General features: G+C 66.9%; 13 protein-coding genes. 7 read left to right on the forward strand and 6 right to left on the reverse strand.

The genetic code is table 11. The features are described 5' to 3' along the window. Positions 1 to 9 precede the first annotated feature (9 nt). From CHB74_RS02015 to CHB74_RS02030, 4 genes are all read right to left on the reverse strand, one after another. Positions 10 to 4314, reverse strand: a complete 4305-nt coding sequence (locus CHB74_RS02015; protein ID WP_089217903.1) for a hypothetical protein — start codon at positions 4312 to 4314, stop codon at positions 10 to 12. 16 nt (positions 4315 to 4330) lie between these two features. Beyond that, a complete protein-coding gene (locus CHB74_RS02020) occupies positions 4331 to 11083 on the reverse strand; it encodes a hypothetical protein (protein ID WP_089217904.1) in 6753 nt (2250 codons plus the stop codon). Positions 11084 to 11310: 227 nt separating this feature from the next. Further along, complete coding sequence (locus tag CHB74_RS02025) at positions 11311 to 11787, reverse strand: nuclear transport factor 2 family protein (RefSeq protein WP_089217905.1); 477 nt, start codon at positions 11785 to 11787, stop codon at positions 11311 to 11313. 59 nt (positions 11788 to 11846) lie between these two features. Then, entirely contained in the window at positions 11847 to 12929 is a 1083-nt protein-coding gene (locus CHB74_RS02030; protein WP_089217906.1) for an aromatic ring-hydroxylating dioxygenase subunit alpha, read from the reverse strand. A 139-nt stretch (positions 12930 to 13068) separates the two neighbouring features. Between CHB74_RS02030 and CHB74_RS02035 the strand changes: the two genes are divergently transcribed. After that, a complete protein-coding gene (locus tag CHB74_RS02035; RefSeq protein WP_089217907.1) occupies positions 13069 to 13944 on the forward strand; it encodes a LysR family transcriptional regulator in 876 nt (291 codons plus the stop codon). 24 nt (positions 13945 to 13968) lie between these two features. Here CHB74_RS02035 and CHB74_RS02040 read toward each other — a convergent pair whose 3' ends face one another. Further along, entirely contained in the window at positions 13969 to 16011 is a 2043-nt protein-coding gene (locus CHB74_RS02040) for an elongation factor G (protein ID WP_089217908.1), read from the reverse strand. 228 nt (positions 16012 to 16239) lie between these two features. On the opposite strand from CHB74_RS02040, the gene napE reads away from it, so the two are divergent. The 6 genes from napE to CHB74_RS02070 are packed head-to-tail and all read left to right on the forward strand — an operon-like array spanning position 16240 to position 20840. Further along, the gene (gene napE / locus CHB74_RS02045) at positions 16240 to 16401 is read left to right on the forward strand and encodes a periplasmic nitrate reductase, NapE protein (protein WP_089217909.1); all 162 of its coding nucleotides are present in this window, start codon (positions 16240 to 16242) and stop codon (positions 16399 to 16401) included. Between the two features lie 2 nt (positions 16402 to 16403). After that, the gene (gene napF, locus CHB74_RS02050; RefSeq protein ID WP_218821360.1) at positions 16404 to 16928 is read left to right on the forward strand and encodes a ferredoxin-type protein NapF; all 525 of its coding nucleotides are present in this window, start codon (positions 16404 to 16406) and stop codon (positions 16926 to 16928) included. Further along, entirely contained in the window at positions 16921 to 17196 is a 276-nt protein-coding gene (locus CHB74_RS02055) for a chaperone NapD (protein ID WP_179220669.1), read from the forward strand. Before napF ends, CHB74_RS02055 begins: the two co-directional genes overlap by 8 nt. Before the next feature lie 16 nt (positions 17197 to 17212). Then, positions 17213 to 19705 (forward strand): periplasmic nitrate reductase subunit alpha, encoded by a 2493-nt coding sequence (napA, locus tag CHB74_RS02060; protein WP_218821361.1) that lies wholly within the window; start codon positions 17213 to 17215, stop codon positions 19703 to 19705. Between the two features lie 11 nt (positions 19706 to 19716). After that, complete coding sequence (locus tag CHB74_RS02065; protein ID WP_089217912.1) at positions 19717 to 20220, forward strand: nitrate reductase cytochrome c-type subunit; 504 nt, start codon at positions 19717 to 19719, stop codon at positions 20218 to 20220. Next, positions 20217 to 20840 carry a cytochrome c3 family protein gene (locus tag CHB74_RS02070; protein WP_281253515.1) on the forward strand — a complete coding sequence of 208 codons (624 nt, stop codon included), beginning with the start codon at positions 20217 to 20219 and terminating at the stop codon, positions 20838 to 20840. The genes CHB74_RS02065 and CHB74_RS02070 overlap by 4 nt, the downstream gene beginning before the upstream one ends. Before the next feature lie 16 nt (positions 20841 to 20856). Here CHB74_RS02070 and CHB74_RS02075 read toward each other — a convergent pair whose 3' ends face one another. Next, positions 20857 to 22884, reverse strand: a complete 2028-nt coding sequence (locus tag CHB74_RS02075) for an MGH1-like glycoside hydrolase domain-containing protein (RefSeq protein WP_089217913.1) — start codon at positions 22882 to 22884, stop codon at positions 20857 to 20859. Between the last annotated feature and the right edge of the window lie 110 nt (positions 22885 to 22994).

The following is a 22994-nucleotide window of genomic DNA, read 5'->3' on the forward strand; positions in this document are numbered from 1 at the left end:
TGGATGCGATCAGCCGATCAGCAGCGGACCGATCGCGACCAGCCTTTCGGCCGGTTCCTCACCGGGGCGGTCCGCCCGGAACCAGCGATCGGGATGCTCCGACAAGACCGGAACATCACCCGCCCGCACCACGACCCGTTCGATTTCGACGAGGCGGACAAACCAGCGTTCGCCCAGCGGCTCGCCCGGTATGACGCGAAGGCCATCGCCATCCGCCTCCACCACCGCCACCGCATCGGGGCGCAACTGATCTTCACCGTTCACATCGACGATGATCCGCCCGACGATCGCGGCGACGCCGTTCGTCAGGAAGGGCGCGGCGATATGATCGGGCGCCCTGTCCGCCAGCCGCTGCCTGAGCCGATCGAGATAGGCGGACCCGGTGGATGCCGGCCGAATGGCGATCGTCTCGCCCTCACGGTTCGCGATAAGCCGGGCCGTGCCGCCCGCATCGCCCAGAATCTGCACCCACAAGGGCGCCGACCAGGGCGAGGCGAGCCCGATAGCCGATTGGCCCGACCGAAGCTGGAGCGTATCGACGACAAGCTCCGTCCTGACGCGGATGCGGGCCAATGTGTTCGGCGCGATCGCATAGGCCGGCGCGCCCAGCAGCGGCTCGAACAACGCCATGGCGAAAGGAAGGCGCGGCGCCGGTGAGGTGGGCTCCAGCGTCTGGCCGAGGATCGCGGTGCAGCGGAGCGTCGCGCGGCTGCCGGCCACCTCGCCATCGGGATCCCAGAGCGCGGCATCATGCCCTTCCCAGGCCCCGGTGACGTGACGGCGCGCAAGGCGGGACGGTGCCGGGTCGCCAGCGAAGGGATCGCCATCATCATACAGGATCGGATCGCGGCCGATTGCGAGAGCGGCGGTGGCGCCCTCCTGCACTTCCCCCTCGCCTTCCATGCGCAAGGGCACCTGTTCGACCGTCACTTCGGCCACCAGCCGTTCAGCCAGCCCGCCGCCAGAGCGCGTGTCATACATGGCATGATCGAGGAAGATCAGGCTGCCACCGGATCGCCCCTCCCCCTCCATCGCGCCGAACAGCGGCACCGCCACCGCGATCCGCGGCGTCGGCAAGGGCCGGCTGCGCCGCGCCGCGAGCGGCAGGCCGCGCCAGGCGGTCAGCGGCAGGCCACCGAATTGCGTCGTCGCGGCCAGATGCTCGCCATCGGGATCGATCCGCCGGCGCAAGGCGGCGTAGCGGCTGGTGACGCGCAACCGCACCCGCAGATAATCCGCGCCGCGATCGGGCGACGCGGCCAGCGTGAACAGCCGATCGCTGGTGCCCGCGACATGCTGGACGGCGCCATCTTCCTGACCAGCCTGCCCGCGATCGGCGAACAAAGCCTCTTCGAACGCGATGAATTCGGGATGCCGGGCGGGATCGCCCGCGCCCACCGGTTCGGCCTTGCCCCAATGTCCGGCCATCGGCGCATCGGGCACCGGGCCGCCATCCCAACGCCAGAGCTGGCGGATCGCGCTGATCCGGCCGACCGTATCGAAGCTGGCATCTTCGCCCCGCAGGATTGCGGTGGTCACGCCATCGGCATCGGCCAGTTCCAGCGCCCGCCACAGGGCCCATGGCGTCGGCAGATGCGCAGCCTGTTCGGGCAGGCATTCGATCGCCAGCACGCTGCGACCGAAGGCGCGGACGTCATGCGCGACCAATGGCGTGCCGATTTCGCCGAAGCGGCGATCAGTGCCGCCTTCAAAATAAGCGGCATCGACCACGGTGATCATTTCGAGCGCGTAAAGCCGGCCGGCAGGCAAAGTGACGGCGAGTTTGAGCCCGCTGGCTGCGAGGCTCGCGGTCGCACCCGCCACAACGCGGAGATCGAGGTCCACACGGTCGCCCGGCGCCAGCGGCACCAGTTGTTCCAGCGCCGCGCCCACACCTTCGCGTTCCAGCGCGTGGAGACGGACGAGGATACCGCCGCGATTGCCTGCCGCCCCGCGCGGCGTGCCGACCACGGCGGGATCGTCGGCATGATCCTCCCCGCTGGGCGGTTCGACGATAGGGTGGGCGGCGACGGCGGCGGCGGGATACGGATCGGCATCGCGTTCGCGCCAATATTGCCAGAGCTTCGCATTCGCCACATGGCCGGGCAGCTTGTCCTTCCGCCCGAGCGCCAGCGCCGGGGGCGCGATGCGGAACGCCCGTTGGCTGCGATCGGCCTGAAGGTGATCGAGGAAGATCGTTGCCGCATCGTCGAGCAGCGCGGGATCCGCCTCGACCGTATAGCGCGCGCGATATTCCTTCCATAAAGGTCGCACCGCATCGTCGCCGGGCTGCCGGCCATCGGGTCCGTCCGTTAGGTGGATCAATTGCGGCGCACCCGGCGGCACCATGCGCAGCGCATCGTGGCGACGGACATAATTTGCGCCCTCGCCACTCTCTACGAAGGCCGCGAGCGCGGCGGCATCGAAGGCAAACGGCGCCGTTGGCGCGCAAAAACCGGCAGGCAGGGCGCCGCCCAGCCCCTGATAGCCGCAGACGATGTCGTAGCTGCGGCCATAAGCGATGCGGGGCACGGCCGCACCCGCATCCTCATAATCGAGCTGGACCTGCGAGGCAGCAGACGGTTCGCCCTGATCGACCGGGTTGGCCCGGTTCGACCACGGTATCAGTGCTTCGCCGCGATAATTGGCAATGGCCAACCGGCATTCCGGCCGCGTTGGATCAAGCCCGTCATCGCCGCGATGATCGAAGCTCACCGGATGCGGTGCGATCGCGTTCGTCAGCAATGTCTGGCCAGAACCGCCATTGACCGCCATCTCCAACCGCGCCTGACTGGCAAGTTGGAAGGGTGTGGCGGACCCATCCATGACCTGCCGGATGGCGACCAGATAGCCGTCGAGAATCTGATGCAGATCGGGTTCGGAGCCGGGGCCCGATTTGTGGCTTGGCGCGAACAGCGCATCGGTGAGGATCGCGAAACCCTGTTCGGCAACCGGATCAACCCCCGCCGCCGGTTCGAACAGCATGTCGCGCTGCGCCTCGGCCATGGCGCGCAGTTCGGCATCATGCGATGCGCCGACACCGTAAATCGCGCCGAGTGTTGGCGGGAACGCCGCGAGAAACGCGTCTCGGGCCATGGCGAGATCATCGCCCGGTGCCGCCGTCGCCTTCGCGATCGCCCGGTGGAGACCATCGGGGCGAAGCGCCAGGGCGTGTGGCAGCAGATCGGCCAGAACCACGCGCGTCGCCGCGGGGTCAACGAGCCAGCGATCGCTTGCGGCGATGATGTCGTCCGCACCCGCCGGCCGGGTATCACGCAAAACCTTGCGCAGCGCTTCGACCACGCCTTCGCCGATATAGGCATCGCGCAACACGGCCGCCGGTGGCAGGGGATCAAGCGGCTCGCCGCCCGCGATCAGATTAGCCAGTCCGCGGGCAAGGCCGTCTACATGCCCGACAAGCCGCTCCGCCCAAGCGCGCGCGAAAGCGGCTTCCTCCTCCTGCCGAGCGGCATCGCCCCAGCCGCGCACGCACAGGCGCAGCGGAACGCCGTTCGCGTCGGCCAGCCCGGCAAGCAGGGCCACCAGCGCCTTTTCAAGCGCTTCTCGTTCCACAGGCCTCAATTCATGCAGATCCGCCAGTCGCGGCACCGGATCCATCGCCTGGGCAAGCCGATCGGGCAGATCGACCAGCCAGTTGCGGCTGGTGGTCAGCGGTTCTTCCGTGCCGGGATAGCTGTTGGCCGCGACCAGCCGTCGCGCCCCGTGAATCAGGCCGATATAGCGATCGAGCGCTGCAAAGGACGGCACATCCGGATCATTGTCGATGCGGATCGTGACGGGCTGGCTGCCGGGCGCGGTATAGCTTGCCCCGTCCGCATATTCCGCGCCGTCGATCACCAGCGCCTCCAGCCGGGGCATCGCCGGCACCGGGCCGCCGCCGAACAGATGGGCCAGCCCCAGACCATGCGACAATTGCGGGGCGAGGCGGGCAAGCTGCAATTGCAGCACCGTCCAGTTCGGCCGATCTTCGGCCGCGTCCTCCGGCGGCAGTGCGAGCCGTTCGCGTTCATCCCAGCCGATCGTGGCGAGCAGCGCGTCCAGACTATCCTTGGCAGACGTGGTCGGATTTTCAGGTCTGGCGCGCGCACCCACGTCGGACCACCGCGTCTCCCAGCGCCATGGCGCCAGCAGGCGGCGGATGCTGTCGCTGGCGGCATCGAAGCTCGCGGCATCATCCTGCGCATCCCAATCGAGCCGCGCGAACAGCGTGACGCCCATATATTGCGCGGTGCTACCCGTCGGATCGGTGGTGCAGGGCGCCGCCTCCGTGGCGATGGTCACGGTGAATGCCATGATATTCTGCCCCCCGTCAGGTCAGCTTGTAGGTGAATGCGCGCGAGAAACGCTTGGTGTAGAAACGACTGACGCGAACCGAGACGCTGACCGTGCCGTGCCCGCGCAATTTGGAGCCGTCGTAGGTGAGCGCCATCCGCACGCCGATGCCGACGGTGACGAAGCCCCAGGCCGTGACCGATCCCGAAATCACGATCAGCGCGGTCAGGTTCAGCCGCGCGCCGCCGCTGCGCGACGCATAGGTGGCTTCGAACCCGAGATAGACGAGCACGTCGCCCCGCAAGGGCCCAAGCTGGAAGCCCGCGCCGGCGCAGGCGCCGATGCTGACGGTGACGGCAAGATCGGTGCGGCGCGACCGCGGGCGGTGCACCGCTTCCGCCTCAAGATAGCCGCCGCCGCCGAGCCAGCCGACGACCAGCGCGAACGGCTTGGCCTTGCGACCGACATAAGCGACGCTGCGAATTTCGAACTCGTCGCGCAGCGCAAGATCGAGATGCACGCCGATACCGACGTTGAACGCCGTCGCCGCGCCGATCGAAAGCACCGTCGGCGGCAGATCGTATCGTGACCGCAAGCCCACCGGCATGCCGTGCTCGTCGGTCGCCAGTTCGATCGTCAAGGGCCGTTCGCCGCTGCCGTTGAACGATTCCACCAGATCAGTCAGCAGCTTCATCGCACCGGGAAAGACGATCTTTTCGGGGCGAATTTCGAAGCTGGTTCCGCGATCGCCATCGTGGCGGATCGCGGCGTCGGCGATCCGCACGATTTCCATCCCGCCGATGATCAGCACCCAATCGGAGACGATATCGGCCTTGACGCTGCGCCGCTCGCCGCCGGCGAGGCCGCGTTCGTACCGCGCACGGGCGGACAGCCGCATCCGTTCCGCAACCAAGGCAAAGCCGTTGTGACGGAACAGATCCTGCGTTTCCGGCCCATAAGCGATGGCCGCCTGCATCCAGGCCATGTTGCGGCGCGGATCATAATCATGGGTGATCGCGATCGCTTCGGCGAGCTTGCCGTTGAGCTTGAGGTTGGGCAGCAGATCCTTGAGCCCCGCAAAATCCTTGAGCACCTCCTGTCCGGTGAAGCGCACCTCGTTCAACAACGCATCGGCATCGGCGCGCAGGCCACGGATCAGGCCGTGGGCGGGCGACAGCAAACTATCGGCGATGCCCAGCGTCGGCAGCGCGATGCCAACACCGCGCAACGCACGATCGGCCTGATCGGCAAAGGCCGTCACCGGCGTCACCAGCACCTGCCGCGCCTTTTCCTCGAAATGATAGGCGATCGCGGCGCGATTGAAGACAAGCTGTTCAACGATCGGCGGTGCGCCGGCCGCCCGCAACAGGTTGAGCGCCGCCGCCTCGCCCAGCTTCTGCGGCTGTTCGATCGCAAAGCGACCGTCAATGACGTCCTCGATCCCCTGTTCGAACTGAACGATCGTGGCCGACAGGGCATTGGCCGCCTCGGCCGCCAGACGCCGCAACCGGGCTATATCACCTGCGACCTGATCGACCTTTTGCGCGATGTCCGCGATGGCGCCGCTGCCCTTGGCGATCAGCGCCTTCATCCACTCGGTCCGGGCGCCAATCCCATCGCAGATCAGCCCTGCCGCTTGGGATAGGTCCGTCGTAGCGGCCTCAAGCTGCGCCTGGACAACGGCGATGTCCGCCACCAGCGCCCCGATGGCTTGCGCGGGATAGGGCGCGCCGGACGCCAGTGCCGCCCGGATCGTCGCGATCAGGGCGACAGGCCTTGCGATCACGGGGTCGATGCGCCCACCGAGTTCATCGAGCATCGCATCCAGGGCACTGTCGATGGCGGTTTGGGCCGCCTCGAGCGTTTCGGCGCCCGCGATCACGATGCGCTTGTGGCCTTCGTCCATCGCTTCCCGGATGCTCGCCACGGCGGCAGATGTGATCGCTGCGGGCGAACCGGAGCCAGCGTCCGTGTCGATGGCCGCCAGCGCGGTATCGAGCGCCGCGACCAGTTGTTGGCGAAGGCGGAGGACCTGCGATGCGCCGGCACCGACCACCTGGAGCAGCAGGGCGTCGATCCGCACGACAAGCCCGGCCAGTTCGCGTTCGAACCGCCGCGCATCTTCGATCGCGGACGCGAAACGGCCGGCAAGGCCCGGCGACATCGGCCCTTCGCCGTTGATCAGCGAGACGATCCGTTCGGCCCATTGCGGCAGGATGCGGCAGAGGCGCTGCGCTTCCCGCCGGCCATCGGCAAAGATACGATCGCCCGCCGCCGCAATGCCATCGATCGCCGCACGGACGGCCGCGACACGGCTGCTCACCTCACCGGTCCAGCCACGTCGAAGTTCGACAAGCAAGGCCACAAGGTCGGAGCCGGGTGCAGCCACTTTGCCCCGAAGCTCTCGAAGCTCGCCACGCCACGCGCCAAGCGCATCGCCAAGCAGGGTTTCCACCGCCCCGGTCGCCTGCACGATCATGGCCAGTTCTTGGTCGAGACGCGCGATCAGCGCCCGCTCTCCGGTGCGAACATCGGCCAGCGCGGGATTGATCATGCGACGGACCGCCGTCGCGAAAGGACGGAAGCCGGCCAACCGGGCCTCAATCTCGTCCAGCGGGCGCAGCAGATCGGCACGCCGGCTTGTCCATTCCGTGTCCGTCGGCAGGCGCGCCACGGACTGCTTCAGCCAGCCGGACAATTCCCCCAAATGCTCCGCCGGGCGATGGACCCATTGGCAGGCGGCGGCGAACATGTCTTCAGGCGGCAATGCCCGTTCGAGCTGGCCGAGCGTCTTGCGCAGCTTCGTCGCGAGCCGGGCCGGATCGGTCTCGGCGGCAACGGCCAGCTTTTCAAGCGCTGCGATAGCAGAGGGCGCCTTGGCGAGATTGCCCAGCGGATCACCCCCCGTGGGCGCGGCCACGCGGCGGGCGCGCATCATCGTCACCGTCCCCAGATCGGCGAGCATCGGCTTCGCAGCGCGCGCCTGCGCGACATTGACCAGCGGCCCCGGTTCCAGCCGCAGCGTGAAGCGCTCCAGCCCCGGCGCGACGAGCGGCGCGGGCGGCAGCATCGCACCCGGATCGGCGGGATTCTGGAAATCCCCCTTGGTCAACGGGCCCCGCGACAAAGGATCGTCCAGCGGGCGATCAAGCAGATCGAGCCCATAGACTAGCGGCCATTGTTCCACATCCGCCGACGGATCATGGGCCACGCCCTGCCCGTCATATTCGGTGGTGATCGTGTAGAAAGCGAGCCGTTCGGGATTGGCGACCCGCCGGGCGGCCGGTTCGGGTTCCGACCGCGCGGGATCGGCCGCGACAAGCAATTCGACGACCGGCTTGGGGTAGATGGCGGGCGATGCATCGGCCCGCCACAAGGGCAGCGAATAGCCTTCATACCGGGCCGCGCGGCCGGGCAGCGGCGTCGCCCAGCCGCCATCCACCGGAATCCGCGTCGTACGGAAGCGCGCGCCAAGGATCGGCCCGCCATGAATGGCCGCGGCGTCGGGCCGGTCGGGATAGGACCGCAGCGGCTGTTCAATCTCGATATATTCCTCGACCTTGCGGATGATCGGACGGCCGAGATGCTTGTCCTGATCGGCGGCGAACTGGTGGCCGGGCAGGAAGGTGCGGCGATAGACGATGACATGCTTGGCGCGATGGTGCAGCGCGCCGATCCGCCCCTTCCGTTCGAACCGCGCCTCGGCGGCGCGCCCCATCTGGATATCGGCGGCGATCAGCGTCAGGCCGCCATTGAACCGCGCGCGCGGCCGGGTCCATGCGCCCAGCGCGGAAAGCTGCATCCCTTCGATCTCGCCCGTGCCGCGTTCGGCATCGCGGGTGAGCGCCACGATCATCTCCAGCTGCTCGAACCCGGCAAGCGCACCGCCAAGCAACCCGCCCTCCGCGCCTTCGGTCCACCAAGGCTTCAACGGATCATTCGGCAGCGGATCGCCTGGCGGCTTCAGCGGATCGAGATAGCGGCCTTCCGGGCGGAGCCGATAGGCGATGCCGGGCAGGTCCAGCCGCGCCAGCATATCGCCTTCCGATCGGGCATCATACACGGCCAGTCGCGTCCGGCCGAGTTCGATCGCCGCCCGCCAGAGGGCGAAGCGCTCGCCGGTTTCGCGCACCGGCTCACGCGCGATGCCACGCCATCCGCCCATTTCGGCAAGGCGCACGCCATCAACGGAGCTGTCATGCGCCTCCAGCCCGTATAGCGCCTCGAACCGGTCGATCCGCTTCAGCCGCGCGCCCGGCAGATCGCTGACGATTTCGCCCAGCAGCCGGCGCAGGTTCCACGGCGCGATCGGATTGCGATCACGCTCCTCGCTCTCGATCGTCAGGCGCGTGGCGGGCGTCAGCCGGGCCGGCACCCGCTTGCCCGGCAGCACCTGATCGGGCGGCAGATGATCGGCCTGGCGCTCCCACGCCTCGGCCACGCCCTGCGGCGGCAGGAAGAGCGTGCTTTCGGGTAGCTTCCCCTCGCCCGCCCAGACGAGGCGCCAAAACCCCTCCCGCCTGTCCCATGTGCTGACGACATCCTGATCCGTCTGCGGACCGGCAAGCCGTGGCGCGCGGACCATCGCGACGCTCATCGGCGTGGGATCGACAATCACCACATCCACCTTGCCGTCGACAGCCCGGCCGGCATCGGGCGCCAATGCCAGCGTCGCCACCCGCCCGGTGCCATCGCTGTGCCGACGGTCGGTCAGCCGCAATTCGCCGCTGGCCATCAGCATGTCGGCAAAGATCAGCGGCTGTCGGCCGATCGCGACGCCGCTCTCGTCCTGCCCGCCCACCTTCGCCGAGGCGGTATGAAGGGGAATCCAGCGGTCGATCGAATAGCCCTGGGCGCCCTCGACATGGATCGCGAAGCTTTGCGCCGCCATCCCATCGATCGTGACGTCGAGCCCGCCCACCGCCAACATGCGGGCCGTGCCCGTCGTTGCGGTCGATACCAGATCGATCCGATGCGGTGTCGCGATCGTCCATGTGCCGCGATCGACGGTCCATCCTATCCGCCCGTCCACCAGTTCCGCCTTGCCCCCCGTCCCGGCAGACACGTGCAGCGGCTCGTCCGCATGGTCGCGCAAGGTGGGGAAGTGCAGCGCCGCCAGCTCCATTCTCAGCTTCGGCGGCGGCGCAGAAGGCGCGCCTGATGACAGATGATGCAGAGTGCCCGGCGCCTGATCGGCGGCGAACAAGGTGACGGCCCGAACGAAATCTGGCGCGATCGCCGGCTGGCATTGCGCGCCCGCGAACGTCACCGGACCGGCCCAGCTTTCTCCGCACGCCACGCGCAGCGTCCAGACACCGCCATGGGCGACCTCAGCATCGCTGGCAGGCGGGCCGATCAGATCGGGCAACAGACTGAGCCCGTCGCGCCCCTCCTCATCCCGCACATGGCCACGGAGCGGCGCCGCCACGCGGGCGGACCAGAAAGCGAGCATCTGGGCATCGGTCAGCCCCTCGATCCAGACGGTATGGCTTTGCACATCGCTGGCCGGATCGAATTGAACGGGCTTGCCATCCTCCCGCCGCCCCTGCCGCACGCGCAGCAAGGCCGGCGTGGCGCGGCCGCCCGACGGGCATCGCAGGCTGATCCAGCGCCGCCATTCCAGTCCGCCATAACCCGGCTCGTCATCGGGCTTGCGGGCGTGGAGATAATGATAGGGGATCGCGCCGCTGCCCGACCACACGCCATCGGCGCGCGGGGCGGCGACCTCCGCCACATCCAGCCCCAGTTCCTCCAGCAAGCCCAGCATCGGCGCCAGCGGATCGGTATCCGCCGCGCGTGGGCTGACCGGCGTGAGCGCCGCGAGCACCGGCCGGCCGACTGCCTGACCCTGCTGATCCAGTTGATCCGGCGACAGGGGGAAATCACCGAGGGCGGATATGGCGCGTGCCAATGTCAGCTTTCGCGTCGGGTCCGGGCCGTTGATCGTCGGCTCCAGCGCCCACCAGAAACCATCGGCCAGCTGGGTCGCCGATCCCCAGCGATCTGGTTTGGACGGCCACCATTCTTTTGGCGCCCGTTGCGGCCCGTCGCCCGGCGCGATCCGGGCGGCCACGCCATCGATCATCGCGGCCGCCGCGGCGTTGATCGCCAAGCTTTCAAGATGAGGATCGGGAAACGCAAGGCCGCCAGCCAGATAGGGCATGCGGCGGATCGCCGGCTGTTCCTGCTCCGCGCGCGCGGCCCGCTCCTCGCGGATCACGTCTTCGATCTTGGAATGAAAAGAATCCACCCCGCACGAAGCCACGGCCAGCAGCAGATCGGGATCGAAGCGGCCGTCGATCCGCGCATCGCCCGCGACAAGATTGCGGCTGGCACCGGCCATGTCGCCCAGCACCGGCACCCGGAAGGCGAAGCGGAAGTGGACCCAGCCGGCAGCGTCGGACTTTTTCTTCCTGGTGATCCGAACGAAGCTGCCCGTCGCACCGCATGTCTGGATCAGGCGCGAAAAGGCATGCCGCGTATTGCCGTCGTCGAAATCGAACGGACCGGCAAATGCGCGGTCGAGCAGCGGCGCGGAGGCCTGCGGCACCGTCCAGCCCGAAAGATCGGGCACGTCGATCCCGTGCTCGGGCTGGAATTGGAAGCCGGTGACGTCGCGAACCGTGGCCGCCCAGATCGGGCCGCCCGCAGCGTCCGCGCCCTCTTCGGCCAAAGGCACGTCCTGCCAGCCTGCGCCGGTCCAGCGGCGCAGGACGATCTCGTCATCGGCTCTCGCCAGGCCGAAGGTGCCGGCCGGATCGAGCGCATAAAAAAGTAGGAAGGGTTCCATGGCCGCCCCCGCATGCGGCCACGCGGCCGATGGAGGCAGAACAACCCGAATTCGCCACGACGAGAAGCCGACGACTGTTCCGTTTTCGAAGCAATCGCGCCAATCCGATCCGGATCGAACCGTTTATCGCGCGCAGAACCTGGTCGATGGGTCTTCTGGAGCGGTTACACGCACCGATAGAGTATCGATATATCCGCTATACTTCCCGCCCGGTCGTCATCCTTCGATCAGGCAGGCGGGGTGAGCAGCGCCCGGGCTTCGGGCGATCCATCGAGCAGGCGGTTGACGCGCAGCACGACGCGCCAGCCATCCCCTGCCCGCCGCAGCGTCCAGCGATTGGCGGAAACGCGCTCGGCATGGAAACCGCCATCGGCGTGGCGGAACAGGCAGGAATAGCCCGTCGCCACCGCCGCATCGCCATCGATCCGGATGTGCACGGGGCTCAGCATATGGGCAGCGCCCCCGGCGATCAGCCCCTGATGGACGGGGCCGTCGAACAGCGCGCGGATCGCGGCATGGCCGGTGCTCGCCCCGAAGCCGCCGACATCATAGACGCCGTCATCCGCCCACAAGGCGGTTGCCGCCGCGCTGTCGCAGGTGTCGACCGCCGGGCCATAGCCGGCGATGGCGTTGCGGATCGCCTCGCGATCCTCCAGCGCCTGCAGCCGTTCGGCCAGCGCGGCCAGTTGCCGTTCCACCGTCATCGCATCATCGCTCCCGCCGGCCGCCGCCGCGCAGATGGCGGCCGGCGGGATGGATCATGTCAGGCCGCGATCGGATCGGGCCGCTTTTCACCAAAGGTGATGACGGTGCCGTCGATCCGCTTGTGGGTGGCAGCAGCCTCCTCGCGCGGGTTGTAGAACTGGCGATACCAGAGGCGCACCTTGCCATAGGGGCCATCCGCCGGAATCTGCATCGGGTTGATGCTGGCTTCCTTGTTCGCCCAGATTTCCACGTCCTGCGCCAGCGCATCGCGGCTCGCCACCTGGAAGGCGCGCGCCATTTCCAGGTCCTCGGCCGAAGGATCGGCCTTGGGCAGCTTGACCATCAACGCGTGCCACAGCCGCACCGTGCCATCTTCGACCGGCGTGTGCGCGATCAGCATGTGCGACGGGAAGGCGCCATGCATTTCGGACTGGAGGATGCCCGGCCCTTCATACCAGGTGTCGAGCGACAGCACCGGCGAGCTGGCATCCGTCAGCGTACGGTGGCCGGCGTCGAAACGCTGGATGATCTTGGTGCCATCGAACACATTGTCGAAATACTGGCAGTCGAGGCTGCCGTGGATCGGCGACATATGGCCGTAATCCGCCATGTTATCGACGATCTCGATCTGATGGATGGGCAGCGTGCCGAAATCGTCGATCACCCAGCGGACCCAGCCTTCATCCTGCTTGTCCCACGCGGCGAAGGCCGGCAGTTCGTGGTCGGGCTGGCCGCCTTCGGGATCGTGCCACATCCAGATGATGCCCGCACGCTCGATCACCGGATAGGTCTTCAGGCAGGCCGACTTGGGGATGAAGTTGGGCGAATAGGGAATGTCGTCGCACTTGCCGTCTTCGCCGAAACGCCAGCCGTGGAAGGGGCAGCGGATCGATTCGCCCTGCACCTGTTCGCCATCGCGCACAACATAGGAGGTGCTGTTCTTGCCGAGATGCGCGCCCATGTGCGGGCAATAGGCATGGACGAGGTGCGGCTTGCCGCTCTGCCCACGGTAGAAAACCATGTCCTTGCCGAAGAAGTGCAAAGTCGTCGGCTTGGCCTCCAGCGTCGCCGCGTCGCCAAGCATGAACCAGCCCCGCGGAAATGCGAAAGCCCCGAGTTTATATTCCTGCGCACCGGCCATTTGCCGCTCTCCATTCGCGAAATTTAGAGTTTGGAGAAGAAGTGCCGCCCCCGCCCCTGTAGAGCAAGCCCGCATACCGCCCACCTGATAGTGCATTTTTGCACATGACGGCACCGCGCCCGTCTGCGACAATCAACGGATGATCGACTGGGACAATCTCCGCGTCTTCCTCGCCGCCGTGCATTCCGGCAATTACACGGCCGCCGCCAAGCGGTTGCGGATCGACCGCACCACCGTCGGCCGCAAGCTCGATCGCCTCGAACAGCAACTGGGCGTCCGCTTGTTCGCGCAGAGCGAGGAAGGCTATCATCCCACTGTCGCAGGGCGGCGTGCGCTGGAAGTGGCGGACCAGATGGAACAGCTGGTCGACGGGCTGGCCGCCGAACTGGGCAGCCCCGCGGGCACGCAAGCCGGGCGGCTGCGCATCGCGGTCGCCGCCGAACTGGGCGCGGAGCTGATGGCGGACCTCGCCGCCTTCGCCGCCAGCCAGTCCCCCCCGGTGCAGATCACGATCCGTTCGACCGCCGATCCCGCCGAACATGTGGTGCAGCGCAAGAGCGACATCGGCCTGTGCCTGGTCGATCACCGCCCCGATCATCTGCGCGGCCGGCGCATCGCGCGGCTGGATCAGGCGGCCTATGCAACGCGGGCCTCGGTGGAGCGCCATGGCGCGGACCCGCGCGCGCAGGCGTGGATCCGCTGTTCGGGCTGGTCGCAATTGCCGACGATGCGGCGCTGGGATGCCACGTTGCGCGACGATGTGCGCGTCGCCGCTTATGTGGATAGCTGGCCCGCGCTGCTGAGCACGGTGGAGCTGGACGTCGGGGCCGCGTTCCTGTGGACCTTCGTCGCCGATCGCCGGGCCGATCTGGTGCAGCTGGCGCCGCCCGACGCGTCCCTCGGCGTCGACCTGTGGGCGCTGGTGCGCGACGACGTGCCGATGGACCGCCCCACCCGCGCCTTCATGGACGACATGACCGTCCGGCTCGCCGCGCGGATCGGGCAGGCGGCATAGACCGCCCGGCCACACCGCGCCCTTTCAGCCTTTGCCCTTCGCGCCCGCCTCGCCCCGGCGCTGGACGATGTCCTGCGCCAGCTTGGCGGCCACCTCGGCCAAATGATCGAAGCGCGCCTGATAGCAGGCAAGCCCCTGGCTCAATGAGCGCAGTTCGCCCTCAAGACCGTGCAGCTCCGCCTCGGGCAGCATCACCTCCACCAGATCCCAGCGCGACCAGCCATCCTGCGGCGTCATGCCCAGCATCTGCCCCCGCCGGCTCGCCACCGCCGAACTGACGCGCGATGTGGCGCTGCCCGGCGTCTGGATCGTCACATGCGCCATGGGTTCGAGAAGATAGGGCGCCGCTGCCGCCAGTGCCTCCGCCACGGCCAGCCGGCCGGCGGTGCGGAAGGCGAGTTCCGAACTGTCGACGCTGTGGAATGCGCCGTCGACCAAAGTCACCGCCACGTCGACCACCGGAAAACCCAGCGGCCCCTTGGCGATGGCATCGCGCGCGCCCTGTTCGACCGCAGGAATCCACTGCTTGGGCACCGCGCCGCCGGTGATCCGGTCTTCGAAGCGGAAACCTTCGCCGCGTTCGAGCGGCCGGATTTCCACGGTGACATCGCCGAACTGGCCATGCCCGCCCGACTGCTTCTTGTGGCGCCCGCGCTGGCTGGCCGGCTTGCGGATCGATTCCTTATAGGCCACGCCGCGCCGCCCGACCGTGACGGGGACGCCATAACGCCGCCTGAGCCGTTCGATCGCGACCGCCAGATGCTCGTCATTGATGCCGTGGAGCAAGGTTTCGTGCGATTCCTCGTCCTGCCCCCAGCGCAGGCCAGGGTCCTCCTCAGCCAGCCGGTTGAGCGCGGTCGACAGCCGCACCTCGTCCTTCTGGTTCTCGGCCGCGACGGCGAAGGCGCAATTGGCCACCACCGGCTCACCCGCCAGCCCCGTGCCCTTCGCCTTGCCGTTCACCCCCGCCAGATCGCCGGCGCGAAGCCCGTCGACCTTGGCGATACCGACGACATCGCCGGTTTCCGCCCGCGCGACCTTGACGGTGGCGCCGCCCTGCACGGCGAACAATGCGCCCGCCCGCGCCGGTCCATCCGGCCCGGACAATTCGGCGCCCTCGCCCAGCGGCGCGCCGAACACGCGCGCGATCGCCAGCCGGCCGACCGTGCTGCCATGGCTGATCTTGAGCACCTGCACCGCCGGGCCCTCGATCCCGATCCGCGCCGCCGTATCGGCCGGCGACGGCGTATCGTGGCGCAGCATCTTGAGCAGGCGGCGGATGCCATGGCCGTTCTGGGCCGATCCGAACAGCACCGGCACAACAAGGCCGCTCTTCGTTTCGCTCGCCAGATCACCGAAAACGAGGTCCAGGCCCGGCATCTCGTCCGACAATAATTGTTCGAGCAGCGTGTCGTCATGGTCGGCAAGCTGTTCGAGCATCACGGTGCGCGCCGCCGCCTCTTCCGCGCGCAGACTGTCGTCGATCGGAACCTGTTCGGACGGCTTGCCCGCGCGATAGTGAAAGGCGCGTTCGAGCGCGAGATCGACGAAGCCGGTGACATGATCGCCATCGCGGATCGGAATCTGCCGGGCGACAAGCGCCGCCGCGCTCATCGGCTTCAGCGCCTCAAGCAGATCGGCGATGCTGCCCCGTGCCTGATCGATCTTGTTGACGAACAGGGCATGGGGCAGCCCCATCGCCTCCAGCCGCCGCAAGGTGGGCTCCACCAGGGGCGCGCGCGCCGGATCGGGATCGACGACGACCAGCGCGAGATCCGCTGCGGCCACGGCATGCGCCGCATCGGGCGCGAACCCGGCCGAACCCGGCGCGTCGATCAGCACGAAGCGATCGCCCTGCCAGTCGAAATGCATGAGGTTGAGTTCGGTCGAGCCGCCACGTGATCGCGCCTCGGCGCTGGCATCGCCGACGCTGGTGCCCGCCGCCACCGCGCCCTGCCGGTCGATCGCGCCCGCCGCGAACAGCAGCGACTCGGCGAGACTCGTCTTGCCCGCGCCCGTCGATCCGACGAGCGCGATTGCCCTTATACCTTTGCCAATTCCCGTCATCCTGCCCTCCTCCTGCCGACCTGTTTTCCGGTCACAGCGGTGCAATCGGGACCAAGGAACGTCGCGCCATCCGCGCGCCAGCGCAAGCCCCCCTTAAGGCGATCACCCGCCAGGAACGGGGCACCCGCGCGGCGGCGGCGGCAATATCGGCATCGAAACCGGCTTGTCGGCTGGCGAAGCTACTGTATCCTGTTGGCTTCACGGCAACGCATCCAGGGAGCGGTCCGATTGGAACAGCACAGCCATCCACCGCGGAAACGTACGGAGCTGCAGCTCTTTCTGTTTCTGACGATCATATTGTTCCCGATCCTGGCGGTCGGGCTTGTCGCAACCTACGGCTTCATTGTCTGGATGTGGCAATTGGTTGCCGGACCACCGTCGGTTTACTGATCGTGCCCGCCCCCGATCTTGCCCGGCGCGCTTTCCTGATGGGGCGGATGCAGGCAGAACCGCCGCCGCTGCGGCCGCCATGGGCGCTGGGCGAAGCCGCTTTCCTCACCACCTGCACCGGCTGCGGCGATTGCGTGAAAGCCTGCCCGGCAGACGTGCTGGTGGCCGGCGACGGCGGTTATCCCGCCTTCGATCCGGCACTCGGCGAATGCCTATTCTGCGAGGCCTGCGCCGACGCCTGCGAGCCCCGCGCGCTGGACAAGGCTGAAAGCCCCGCCCCCTGGCCGTATCGCGCCGTGATCGGCGATGCCTGCCTTGCCCGCCGGGGCGTCGTCTGCCTCAGTTGCCGCGACGCCTGCGGCGAAATGGCGATCCGCTTTCCCCCGGCGCGGGGCGTATCGCTCCCCGAACTCGATGCCGATCGCTGCACCGGCTGCGGCGCCTGCGTCGGCACCTGCCCGGTTTCCGCTATCGCGATCTCCTCCCCCGTCCCCGCCCCCACGATGCCGGGAGCCACCCTTGGCTGACGAGATCCACATCGCCAGCTTCATCGTCCATCACCGTCCCGAGGCGCTGGCCGCGCTCGAGGCGCTGGCGGCGGACCGCATCGGGCTGGAAATCGCGCTACGTGACGAAGGCCGCGCCATCCTGCTGCACGAATGCGGCGATCCGCGCGACCTGCTCGATTGCATGGATGCCGCCCAGGCCATTGCCGGCGTGATCAGCACGAACCTTGTCTACCACCATGCCGAACCGCGCGGCGCGCTGGACGACCTCCGCACGCCATCGCCATGATCCCAGGGAGGCCGCAGTGACGACACGTCGCGATTTCATCCGGGCAAGCGCCGTGGCCACGGCCGCATCGGTCGCGGGCATCGCGCTGCCGCCGCGTATCGCCGACGCCGCGAGCGAGGCACCCGGGGCAGGCATGAAATGGTCGAAGGCGCCCTGCCGTTTCTGCGGCACCGGCTGCGGCGTATCGGTGGCGGTGCAGGACAATCGCGTGATCGCCACCCATGGCGATCCCGAGGCCGAGGTCAATCGCGGGCTCAACTGCGTGAAGGGCTATTTCCTTTCCAAGATCATGTACGGCGCCGACCGGCTGACCACGCCGCTGTTGCGCAAGAAGGACGACCAATTTTCCAAGGACGGCGATTTCGTTCCGGTAAGCTGGGACGAGGCGTTCGACGTGATGGCGGCGCAGTTCAAGCGCGTGCTGAAGGCGAAGGGCGGCGCCGGCATCGGCATGGCGGGATCGGGCCAGTGGACGGTGTGGGAAGGCTATGCCGCCAACAAGCTGATGAAGGCCGGCTTCCGATCCAACCATATCGATCCCAATGCCCGGCACTGCATGGCATCGGCGGTGACGGGGTTCATGCGCACCTTCGGCATGGACGAACCGATGGGTTGCTATGACGATTTCGAAGCCGCCGACGCATTCGTGCTGTGGGGTTCGAACATGGCGGAGATGCATCCGATCCTGTGGACGCGCGTCACCGACCGGCGGCTTTCGAACCCGCATGTGAAAGTGGCGGTGCTGTCGACCTTCGAGCATCGCAGCTTCGACCTTGCCGACATCCCGATGATCTTCAAGCCGCAGACCGATCTGGCGATCCTGAACTACATCGCCCGCCACATCATCAAGGAAGGCAAGGTCAACGAGGATTTCGTCGCCAAGCATGTCAGCTTCAAGCGCGGCAACGATGATATCGGCTATGGCCTGCGCCCCGATAACCCACTTGAGATGAAGGCGAAGAATTCGAAGGATCCGAACGGCGGCCAGCCCATGACCTTCGACGAGTTCAAGGCCTTCGTCGAACCCTATACGCTGGATTACGCCGCCGAGCTGAGCGGGGTCGAGAAAGGCTGGCTGAAGCACCTCGCCGATCTCTACGCCGATCCCAGGATCAAGGTGATGTCGCTGTGGACGATGGGCTTCAACCAGCACACGCGCGGCACCTGGGCCAACAACATGGTCTACAACATCCACCTGCTGACCGGTAAGATCGCGACGCCGGGCAACAGCCCCTTCTCGCTGACCGGGCAGCCATCGGCCTGCGGCACCGCGCGCGAAGTGGGCACCTTCTCCCACCGCCTGCCTGCCGATCTGGTCGTCACCAATCCCGAACATCGCAGGCATGCCGAGGAGATCTGGAAGGTTCCGCACGGGCTGATCGTCGACAAGCCCGGCTACCACATCGTCGAACAGAACCGGATGCTGAAGGACGGCAAGCTCAACGCCTATTGGGTGATGGCCAACAACAATATGCAGGCCGCCGCCAACCTGAACGAGGAAGGCTATCCCGGTTATCGCAACCCGGAAAATTTCATCGTCGTTTCCGACCCCTACCCCACGGTGACGGCGCAGGCGGCCGATCTGATCCTGCCCACCGCAATGTGGGTGGAAAAGGAAGGCGCCTATGGCAATGCCGAACGGCGCACCCAGTTCTGGCACCAGCTGGTGAAGGCGCCGGGCGAGGCGCGGTCGGACCTGTGGCAACTGATGGAATTTTCCAAGCGCTTCACCACCGACGAATGCTGGCCGCCCGCCCTGCTCGCCGCCAATCCCGGCTTTCGGGGCAAGACGCTGTTCGACGTGCTGTTCCGCAACGGCAAGGTCGATCGCTTCCCGCCGAGCGATGTCGAGGCGGGCTATGACAATGCCGAGGCGCGGGCGTTCAATTTCTACCCGCAAAAGGGATTGTTCGAGGAATATGCCGAATTCGGGCGCGGTCACGGCCATGATCTCGCGCCGTTCGACGCCTATCATCAGGCGCGCGGGCTGCGCTGGCCCGTCGTCAACGGCAAGGAGACGCGCTGGCGCTACAAGGAGGGCAGCGATCCTTATGTGAAGCCGGGCAGCGACTGGCAGTTCTATGGCAACAAGGACGGCCGCGCGGTGATCTGGGCGCTGCCATATGAACCGCCGGCCGAATCCCCCGACAAGGATTATGACCTGTGGCTCGCCACCGGCCGCGTGCTCGAACATTGGCATTCGGGGTCGATGACGATGCGCGTGCCAGAACTCTACAAGGCCTTCCCCGCAGCCGTCGTATTCATGAATCCCGACGATGCCAGGGCGCGCGGCCTGAAGCGCGGCGACGAGGTGAAGGTGATTTCCCGCCGGGGCGAAATGCGCAGCCGCGTCGAAACGCGCGGGCGCAATCGCGTGCCCCGGGGCCTGGTCTTCGTGCCGTGGTTCGATGCCGGCCAGCTGATCAACAAGACGACGCTGGATGCGACCTGCCCGATTTCGAAGCAGACCGATTTCAAGAAATGCGCGGTGAAGGTGGTGATGGCCTGAGGAGACCGGACATGCGCTCGCTATTGCCCCTCGCCATCGCCGTGCTGCTTGCCGGTTGCGGCAAGGCCCATGAGGAAAAGCCGCACAAGGCGCCCGACGCGCCCGTCTCCATCACCAATGCCGGCCAGCAGATCGATGCGATGCGGCGCGGCGTGCCGATCGACAAGGAAGCATCGCCACCGCCAATGGCGCGCGTGGAGAATTTCGACCGGCCACGCCCGATCAATTATGAGATGCAGCCGCCCACCATCCCCCATGCGATCGACAATTATCAGCTGACGGTGAACACCAATCGCTGCATGCTGTGCCACACGCGATCGAATGCGGAGAAGTTTCAGGCACCGCCGGTCAGCGACACCCATTATGTGACGCGCGACGGCAAGATCCTCGAACAGATTTCATCGCGTCGCTATTTTTGCGTCCAGTGCCACGTCGTCCAGACGGATGCGCCGCCGCTCGTGGAAAACCGGTTCCAGGGGCTCGATACCAGCTTCGCAGCGGGGGAAACACGATGAGCGGCGGACGCGTGCGCGCGATGTGGAATCGCGTCTGGAGCTGGATCAGCCCCTATTGGGATGCGCTGAGGCGGCCCAGCGTCCATTTCAGCCTGGGGTTCCTGACGCTGGGTGGCTTCATCGCCGGCATCTTCTTCTGGGGCGGCTTCAACACCGCGATGGAGGCGACGAATACCGAGGCCTTCTGCACCAGCTGCCACGAGATGCGGGAAAATGTGTTCGCCGAGCTGAAGACGACGATCCACTACAACAACCGGTCGGGCGTGCGTGCCATCTGTTCAGACTGCCATGTGCCGCATGACTGGACCGACAAGATCGCCCGCAAGATGCAGGCGTCGAAAGAGGTGTGGGGCAAGATTTTCGGCACGGTCGACACGCGCGAGAAGTTTCTCGACAAGCGGCTCGAACTCGCCAAGCATGAATGGGCGCGGCTGAAGGCGAATGACTCGCTGGAATGCCGCAACTGTCATGAATATGATTCGATGGACCTGACCCGCCAGTCGCCGCGCGCGGCGCAGATCCACCAACGCTATCTGGGCACCGGCAAGAACACCTGCATCGATTGCCACAAGGGCATCGCCCACCATCTGCCGAACATGACCGGAATACCGCAGGGCTGAACGCGCCCCGCGCCCATCATTCGGCGAACAGCTTGAACTCGACCAGCCGGATCGCGCGGCCCGGGCGCTGCCGCATGACGACGCGGACGCCGCTGGCGGTGACGTTCGGCCAGGCGACATGGGTCACGCCATTGGCGACCGGCTGGCCCTCTGCCCCCGGCAGATCGCGCCACGCGCCGCCCACCATCGCCTGCAGGCGATAATGTCCGGGCGCGGCAAAGGCCGTGCCGTCATCGAAGAAAGCCAGCTCCGCGCGGGCGAGCGGCATCGGCCGGCCAAGATCGATCGCATACCATTGCTCGTCACCCGCGGGCGCCGACGACCAGCCATTGGGCAATTCCGGGAAGAACCACAGCCGCCCATCGATCGCGTCGTGGAGATTTTCCGCGTCCGTGTTGCTCGACGCCGAACCCATCGGGAACTGGCCCCGCACGAGTTGCACAGCCCGGTTGATCGGGCGGGCATAAGCCGGCTGCGCACGCCGCTCGACCGGCACGGTCAGCCGTCCCAGCGTCGGCCGCCTTGCGACCTCGATCCCATCCACCTCGATCGCCAGCCCGGCGCCACGGCGATAATGGCTGCCATCCTGATCCCAGCGGATCGCGATGCGGCGGCCGTGATAGGGCACATCCTGCACGCGGAACCAGGCGAGCGCCTGGCTGTCGCCGGCGGCCGGCAGCAGCGGGTTCACTTCCAGCACATCGTCGGCGCGCGGGCGGATGCCGACGAGCCCGGTCAGCACCAGATCGACAAAGCCCGAATGGAAATAATGGTGGCTGCGATCGAGCCCGACGATCGGCCTGCCGGTTTCGGGATGATAATCCTCCTCCAGATCCAGCCGTTCGCCCTGATAATGAAGCGCGGCATATTGCCGCAGCAGGCGCATATAGGTGCTGCGCGTCACCGGCCCCTGATGATCGTAATGATCGAGCAGATTTGCCATGCCGTGCAGCACCTGCGTCGTCTGATAAGGCCAGATCGGGCCGTTCCACTGGCATTCGGGCGCGGTGCCGAGATAGCGATACTGCCGCATGTAGAAGGGATAGCTCGCCTCCACCGTGCGCATCCCGGCCTTGCCGGCAAGCGATCGCGGCGAAAGCAGGTGCCCCCATGCTGCGGCATAACGGCCCTCATCCGGCGGCAGATCGAACATCCACGGCAGATAGCCCACCAGTTCACGCGCGCGGATCGGCGACCAATATTTCACATGCTCGTTATCGACCTGATAGCGATCGACGAAGTGGGTGAGATCCGTGCTCCACAAGGCATCGAGGACACGCGCCCGGATCGCATCGGCACGGCCGGCAAACTCCGCCGCCATGGCGTCATCCCCTGCCATTTCGGCCAGCCTGGCCAGCGCGCGGGCATTGGCAAACATATAGGCGTTGACCGAGGGGCGGAAGGAATCGCCGCCGCGAAACCCGTCCTTCCCACCCGACGCGTCGATCGACGACACGGTATATTCGGTGGCGTCCAGCAGCGGCTCGACGAAATAGAGCCCCTTGGCGAAATCGAACTTTTCGTCCCACAGCCGGTAAATGTGCCGCATCACCGGCAGATGGCGCAGCGCCGCTTCACGATCGCCATCGACAAGGAAGCGGCCATAGACCGAATCCGCCATATGATCGGTGAAATGGCGATCATTGCCGCCGCGATACATGAAATCCACATAGTCGCCGGCATATCGGCGATCGTTCAGCCAGCGGCCTTCGCCGATATGGAAGCCGGTGGCGTCGTTCAGGCTGGCAAAGGGTTCGCGCTGCCACGGCACGTCATCGAGAAATTCGGTGGAGATGAAGCCTTCGGCGCCAAGGTCGCGCTGGTGTGCGCGGAACAGCGCCCAACGGTAATAATAGACCGCGTCGATCCGGGCGTCGGCGGATTCGAAAAAGGGAATGCGCGCCTGATACCAGGGCGCGTTATTGCCGAAATGCCGGCGGGCAATAGCCGCCTTGTCCATCGCGGGGGACGGCGCCGGCGCGGCCACGGCAGTGGTTGCCAACAGGGCGGCACCGGCCGCCAGCATCTTCCGCCACGCGCGCATGCCCTATCCTTCCCGTGCAACAGCAAGTTGGCGGCCGTCCCGAGGGGAGAGGAGGGTTCGGGACGGCCGCCTTGGAACGGGATGCGGATAAACCGCACCCCGTTGGACCC

The organism is Edaphosphingomonas laterariae (assembly GCF_900188165.1).
GTDB classification, from domain to species: Bacteria; Pseudomonadota; Alphaproteobacteria; order Sphingomonadales; family Sphingomonadaceae; genus Sphingomonas_E; species Sphingomonas_E laterariae.

Coding starts and splice junctions, on each gene's coding strand:
- CHB74_RS02015 (WP_089217903.1), bottom strand. CDS start 4,314: ATGGCATTCACCGTGACCATCGCCACGGAGGCGGCGCCCTGCACCACC.
- CHB74_RS02020 (WP_089217904.1), bottom strand. CDS start 11,083: ATGGAACCCTTCCTACTTTTTTATGCGCTCGATCCGGCCGGCACCTTC.
- CHB74_RS02025 (WP_089217905.1), bottom strand. CDS start 11,787: ATGACGGTGGAACGGCAACTGGCCGCGCTGGCCGAACGGCTGCAGGCG.
- CHB74_RS02030 (WP_089217906.1), bottom strand. CDS start 12,929: ATGGCCGGTGCGCAGGAATATAAACTCGGGGCTTTCGCATTTCCGCGG.
- CHB74_RS02035 (WP_089217907.1), top strand. CDS start 13,069: ATGATCGACTGGGACAATCTCCGCGTCTTCCTCGCCGCCGTGCATTCC.
- CHB74_RS02040 (WP_089217908.1), bottom strand. CDS start 16,011: ATGACGGGAATTGGCAAAGGTATAAGGGCAATCGCGCTCGTCGGATCG.
- CHB74_RS02065 (WP_089217912.1), top strand. CDS start 19,717: ATGCGCTCGCTATTGCCCCTCGCCATCGCCGTGCTGCTTGCCGGTTGC.
- CHB74_RS02070 (WP_281253515.1), top strand. CDS start 20,217: ATGAGCGGCGGACGCGTGCGCGCGATGTGGAATCGCGTCTGGAGCTGG.
- CHB74_RS02075 (WP_089217913.1), bottom strand. CDS start 22,884: ATGCGCGCGTGGCGGAAGATGCTGGCGGCCGGTGCCGCCCTGTTGGCA.